This is a genomic window from Shewanella sp. POL2, from assembly GCF_000282755.1.
Taxonomy (GTDB): Bacteria; Pseudomonadota; Gammaproteobacteria; order Enterobacterales; family Shewanellaceae; genus Shewanella; species Shewanella xiamenensis.
In genome coordinates this window covers 75,240-81,513 of record NZ_AKZL01000012.1, presented here as the reverse complement: position 1 = coordinate 81,513, position 6,274 = coordinate 75,240, and the positions used below count along the sequence as shown (strand labels likewise).

The 6,274-nt window shown below is 44.2% G+C and carries 6 protein-coding genes; 2 read left to right on the top strand and 4 right to left on the bottom strand.

The features are described from left to right. Window positions 1-331 precede the first annotated feature (331 nt). Window positions 332-1,225, bottom strand: coding sequence for a hypothetical protein (locus SHEWPOL2_RS05065; RefSeq protein WP_037426702.1), 894 nt, complete (start codon window positions 1,223-1,225; stop codon window positions 332-334). Beyond that, the gene (locus tag SHEWPOL2_RS05060; protein ID WP_083848299.1) at window positions 1,222-2,166 is read right to left on the bottom strand and encodes a DNA methyltransferase; all 945 of its coding nucleotides are present in this window, start codon (window positions 2,164-2,166) and stop codon (window positions 1,222-1,224) included. The genes SHEWPOL2_RS05065 and SHEWPOL2_RS05060 overlap by 4 nt, the downstream gene beginning before the upstream one ends. A gap of 755 nt (window positions 2,167-2,921) precedes the next feature. Here SHEWPOL2_RS05060 and SHEWPOL2_RS05050 point away from each other — a divergent pair. Together SHEWPOL2_RS05050 and ftsZ are read left to right on the top strand one after the other, a co-directional pair. Next, window positions 2,922-3,926, top strand: a complete 1,005-nt coding sequence (locus SHEWPOL2_RS05050) for a WYL domain-containing protein (protein ID WP_037426697.1) — start codon at window positions 2,922-2,924, stop codon at window positions 3,924-3,926. A gap of 109 nt (window positions 3,927-4,035) precedes the next feature. Further along, a complete protein-coding gene (gene ftsZ / locus SHEWPOL2_RS05045) occupies window positions 4,036-5,136 on the top strand; it encodes a cell division protein FtsZ (protein ID WP_239642737.1) in 1,101 nt (366 codons plus the stop codon). On the opposite strand, the gene SHEWPOL2_RS05040 is transcribed toward ftsZ, so the two are convergent. Together SHEWPOL2_RS05040 and SHEWPOL2_RS05035 are read right to left on the bottom strand one after the other, a co-directional pair. Next, window positions 5,133-5,771 carry a class I SAM-dependent methyltransferase gene (locus SHEWPOL2_RS05040; protein WP_037426691.1) on the bottom strand — a complete coding sequence of 213 codons (639 nt, stop codon included), beginning with the start codon at window positions 5,769-5,771 and terminating at the stop codon, window positions 5,133-5,135. The genes ftsZ and SHEWPOL2_RS05040 overlap by 4 nt on opposite strands. Window positions 5,772-5,837: 66 nt before the next feature. Next, complete coding sequence (locus tag SHEWPOL2_RS05035; protein WP_037426688.1) at window positions 5,838-6,191, bottom strand: hypothetical protein; 354 nt, start codon at window positions 6,189-6,191, stop codon at window positions 5,838-5,840. Window positions 6,192-6,274 lie beyond the last annotated feature (83 nt).

Here is a 6,274-nt window from a genome sequence, read left to right as displayed (position 1 = left end):
CCATCTCGCGATGCGTTTTATGGGCGTTCATGTGCGTCATCGACCGACAGACGCTAACATCATCGCCTAAGGCAAGAAGTATAAGGATAACGGGTTAACCAAACAGAATGAGGACTCGATAACAGCTTGATGAATAGGTAATAAAAATATTAGCTCGTTCGCTAAGGGCGGGTCATGTCTGCATAAAAGTCTCTTTTAAAATAAGACCTTCGCCAGTACACATTCTCAATCCGCTATTTGCATAATAAAGTGTCAACAACCAGCATCGGGCTTGTTCAACACTTGGGATAAGGTCGCGGCTACGCGCGGCCTATCCTTATTTGTTAGGCATTTATTTCACGAAGCTCCACATATCGGAAAACAAAAAGTGGTCAAATGTCTTTATGTGATCTTTCAGAATTGGCTCAGAAATCATATTTGGTCGAATGTCGCAATAGTAAACACCATCCAAAGGATTCAGCTTCACGGTATAGCCTTTGAAGTGGCCTGGGAGAAATGTTGCGCTTATACCGTACTTCCCTTCCTGCCCTTTTCTCTGTACGTCATTCAGAAAGATCGCAAAGTGGGGAGTTTCTTTTTCTGTCAGCCGATTGTATAAAAACTTATCAATAAAAACTTTGTCAAGACGATCTTTACTGGAAGTTTTGACTGAACCAATAGCCATTACTTCACCGTTTTTTATCAAATTCAAGTCATGCTGATAATTCATCTTGAACGCTTCATGGCCGTCCACTTCAACCGGAACACGAATAGTTCCCTCAGTTACATCAAGGCCGCATCGTTCGATAATTAAGCGAATAAACCTTTCAAACAAATCGCCGTTTATCTTTCGCGCAGTATTTGACTGGTTTGCTGGCAGAGCATCCAAACAAGCACCAATCGATTGTTGGGCCGAATAAATTAATCGATTGATCAGCTCTCTATTCTCGGAAGTATCAAAGTTGCGCTCTCTTATGTTGTTAATAAGCTCAACAAATTCACTTGATGATTTTTCAAAATCTTCAAGTGAGTAGAGAAGGTTTGAGTTAATTGGTCTAGTGACATTGAAGGTGCCATCTTTTTTGTATTGGAAAAACTGATAGTGATTTTCATTTTTCGAGACTATTACGGCCTGTAAATTTTCCTTTATAAATTCAAGATAATACTTGGGGAAATCTAAGTAATCTTCGACGGTTGTAAAATTTTCTTTATTCAGTGCATGGGCAACCAGCTCATTCAAATTCATCTAATGGAATTCCTTCTTTTATCATTTTCTCGATCAAATTCGATCCATTCTTCTTTTGTTCTATATATTACGTTATCAAGTCTATCCATTGCCCACTCATTATACTCTGCATCAATATCACAAGCCGCCCAGCGCCGGCCTAATTGCTCTGCGACGACTGCGGTCGTTCCAGAACCCGAAAATGGATCAATAACAAAATCGCCTTTGTTGGAAGATGCCATAATAAATTTACGTACTAACTCTTCTGGTTTTTGCGTTGGGTGTTTTGTCTTTTCGCCCATCCCATTACAGGTTGTTGGGACTTCAACAACGTCTCTTGGTTTCGCACCTTTTGGATGAGGAGTCCAAACGTCTTTTCTTTTACCACCATTCCCATATTGACTCGTTTCTGCTTGGGGATGAGATGGGTATTTCAATGTATGCCCGCTGTATGGAATTCTTACATCGTCCACGTTAAAAATTTGTTTTTTTGACTTGCGCAGATGAAGGATACTTTCATGCGATCGACCCCAATCGTTACCTAAGTTGGCTTTATTCTTATAATGCCAAATAAGCCAACGACAAGCCTTAAAGTATTTCATTGACGGGTGTTTAATATCAGCCAGTATTTCCGAAAAACCACATACATACAGTGTTCCTTCCTTTTTAAGCACTCTGTGAGCCTCGGATATCCACTGCATTGACCAATCAATATATTTTTCTTGCGTTTCGAACTTATCCCAGTCCGCCTTTTTAATATTATATGGTGGGTCAGCAAAAATAAGGTCTACTGATTCTGATTCAAGACTCTTGAGCCATTCGATTGAATCACCTTCAAATAAAGTTCCATTTGGATGTTCATAAACTGGAGCATATAAGCTAGCTATATCTTTTTTTTGTCTTTTGCCTTTGAACTCATTTTCAAAGAGTTCATCTTGTTCAATTGATTGTCTGATTGACACTATTTCGCTCCTGATTTTAGCTGTCTAGATAACTTATCTTCAGCAGCTTCTTTTAGCCAAGCCGATAGAGACAGTCCTGCAAATTTAGCCGCGTCTTTATATGTCTCTTTTTGCTTTGCTGTTACACGAACAGGTGGCAGCACTTCGGAAGCACTATCTGGCTTTTGGGGTCTGCCACGTTTCGAGGGGGTTGTTTTCATCATGAGACGAATTATTGTATATACACAATATAATGGCAAGCATAAACGACTAATTGAATGCCTAACATTTTATTAGTGCGCATGCGCGTTTACCTCGTTGGGCCAGTGAAAACGCGCACGGTTAACTATCTGTATGCAAAGAACTTATCAGCTTTCTTCCAAATACACCATCTGGAAAAACGCGCACAAAGTTAGGATGAAAATCATCATTTTTAAATATGACTGTATGCCTATCCAGCCTTTAGTCATCTGTATGAATTGCAAAAGTTGAGTTATTAAGGATGAAAACTTTTAGGCAAGAAAGTCTGCTTTTAGATGCACCACAGACAACTTGTTAACTCACTTTGGGGCAAAACTGCGTTAGCTAACTGTCAATGCCAAATAGCAAAGTTTGGCGGTTAAACAAAGTTAGACGATTCAGCTTCACTGCTTTTAACTCTCCATCGCTTTTAAGCATCATTTATAGGCCAAAGCTCAATAGCTACGACAGCTTTTGTCGCTGCTATTGATTAATATACGGATATTCGAGCCTAAGCCTGTAACTTATCAATTAATATGCAGCCTAATTTTCAGCGTCAAGTGACCTTACTCAGCTTAATCCCGCGGGCTCCGCGCAAAATTTCGGTGAATGAATTAGTCGAGCGACTGGCAAACCGCACGCAAGATATCAGTAAGCGTTCAGTGCAGCGAGATCTCAAGGCGATGTATGAAATGGGCACCTTTGGCTTGCGCCTTGATGACAGAAACAAGCCCTATGGTTGGTCGATTGAATCTTGCTGGCGTGGCCTTAATCTGGACTTAATGGATCAACATATGGCGCTGGCATTAACCACCTTAAAGCGAAGTGCCAGCCAGTTGATGCCGCCGCAAAGCTTGCAACAACTGCAACCCTATTTCGAACGGGCCGACCAAGTGCTGGCTAGCGATCCTGAGAATCCTTGGCTTTATTGGGCTTGCCGAGTTGCACAGCTCCCAGAGCCTTATCCCTTTATCCTGCCGCAGCACGAACCTAAATCCCTAGAGGTAATACAACAGGCGATTTTGGATAAAAAGCAAATTAGCTGCGATATAAAAAAACGGATCAATGGCAAAATGCATTGGCTGCATTACAACCCAATCAATCCACAGGGAATTTTAATCCGTGACGGTGTAGCACTGCTCGCCTTTACGATTGGCAGTTTTGATAAACGCCGCCATCATAAACCAATAGGTTTACTGCGTAATGCACAGTTACTGTCGACCCCGGCGGTGGCGAGTGCAGATTTTGATATTAATAAAACCGCCCAAGGTCTAAGTGGTGAAAAAATTCACCTCGAATTACTGCTCGCCGATCGGGCAAGTTTTATCATGCGTGAAGCTAAATTTAGCGAAAACCAAACCATGCAATTACGTGAGGATGGGCGCTTTTATGTAACGGCTGAGGTCAATGACACCCCAAAACTTCGCGCGGCGCTATGGGAAATGGCCGACACCGTTGAGGTATTAGCCCCAGCAAAACTGCGGGAGCATTTTGCAGCCCTAAGCCAAAAAATGTATGCCAAATATCTTTCTGCGGTTTAAGTGTTTGATGCGACAAGCCTAGTCGCTACTCAAGGTTAGCCTTAAGACATAATAGCTAACCGTGAGAATCACCATGTTTGAACTTATCAGTGAAGGATCCGCTAGCACTATGCCCAAATTAACCGTGTTGGGTGTGGGAGGCTGCGGCTGCAATACCATTAATCAACTCAGCCACGCCAATCTGCCGCCAAGCGTCGAACTGGTCTCGGTCAATACCGACGCGCAAGCCATGGCGGCCACCAGCAGCCACGCCCGCATTCAAATTGGCCCGCAAACCACCAGAGGCTTAGGCGCTGGCGCTAAACCTGATGTCGGTTGTGCGGCTGCGATTGAATCGGCCCAAGAATTAAGTCAGCAAATGCAGCACGCGGATATTGTATTTCTGACTGCGGGTTTAGGTGGCGGAACGGGCACTGGTGCACTTCCACAGGTCGCAAGACTCGCCCGAGAACTATTGAAACCCGTTATCGCCGTCGTCACTACGCCCTTTAGTTTTGAGGGGCAACATAGAGCGGCCAATGCCGAGGCGGGATTACAAGCATTATTGGAAAGTGCCAATGCTGTTATCGTACTCCCCAATGACAAGCTTGCCGAGGTGCTCGGAGCCAAAGTCACCTTGCTTAACGCCTTTAAGGAGAGCAATAAAATTTTGCAGGATGTACTGTTTGGGCTTGCCACTACCATCAGCCAAGCAGGGCTTATCAATATTGATTTAAATGACTTTATTTCCGTCATCAGTCGCCAAGGCCGTGCGGCCATGGGCGTGAGTAACCTTAAGGCGGATGACGATCTGGTCTCAGCCGTTAAACGCGCCATGCAACATCCCCTGCTCGATAATATCCAGCTAAATCAAGCGCAAGCTGCGATTGTCAGTGTGGTAGCCAAAGACACCATCGAACTCAGTCAATACAACCAAATCGGTGCGACAGTGCATGAGCAATTACCCAAGGATGCGCTTGTTATTATTGGGCTTACCATAGATCCTGAACTCGAGTCAGAGCTCGAAATCATGGTGATTGCCACGGGAATTGGATTAGAGCAGACAGCAAAACCAGACCCTGTGCAGATTGTTGATGATAGCTATATCAATGTGCATGATTTTATTAAGCGTCCAGCCTTACCTTTACCCGAACCAGCACAATCGAAGTTTGATTTAGACAAGTTGCAAATCCCAACTTATCTGCGACAGCAAAAGCCTCCAACGCATTAGTGGGCTTGGTGCAAAAACACCACGTCTTTATCTATCACTTCGAGCCGCCAGCCGTAATGCTCGGCGAGCCATTGAAAGGTGGCTTCGGAGTAAAAGTTAATATGAGTGGGATCATTTTTATAATGCCAAGCGCTAAATGCCGTGGGATTAAGCACTCGCTTGGTCATCACGGCCAAAATGCCTTGAGGTTTGATCATCCCCTTCAACAGAGTCAGCAAAGCATCGGCATCACTCACATGCTCAATAACTTCGGTCAGGGTAATAAAATCGTATTGCCGAGTCAGTAACTCGGGGTGGTTAGCGTAATAAAGATCGTAGTTCTCGACCCGATAACCCCGCGCTTTGGCCATCAGACTTAAGACTTTGCCTTCACCACAACCAAAATCGAGCCCTAACGCCGATGGAGTAAAGCGGGTCAACAAAGGAGCGAGAGTTCTATCTAAAAACTGCTGATAACCGAGGTCCTGTGGGTGATTTTCGTGCTTGTCATATTCGGCTTTTTCAGCTTCAGAGCTTAGATAAAACTCGGCGGGGACACTCACCAAAGCACAGCGCTGGCATTGTTGGTAACAACGACGTTTATCTTGATGATAAGCCACTAAATCGGTGCTATGGCACAGCGGACAGGTATTCAACAGCAGTTCCTAAAAAGTCGTAAGGCAAACGGCAGAGATTGCCTTTAAATAGATCGCGATTAACAGCTAAGGTTTAGGGATTTTACGCTCTTTGGCCGCAGCTTCCTTGGCTTCTTGCAGATATTTTTGCTCACGGCTTTCCCTTTCATCAAATTGCTTTTGCGCCTTGAGCTTTTGTTGCACTTCCCAATCCTGCGGATTGGTTTGCTGTTTTATTGTTTCTTCCCGTGCTGAGGTTGTTTTGGCTGCTTGGCGCGCCTTTTCAAGTTGCAGTTGTTCAATCCGCTCAGAGTCGATACGCGCCTTATCAGCCCTTTGCTCCAAGGTTAACCGAGGTTTGGGTTGTTCAGCAGCATGCGCCGCGGGCAACACTGCGGCGAGACACATACCTAAAACGATAGTTTTGACTAGTCTTTGCATCCTACACCTTCTCTAGAGTCCTTAATTCACAAATGGCCAAGCTAAACTGAGCCTGTATGGCAAAACATAGCATAAAACATTAT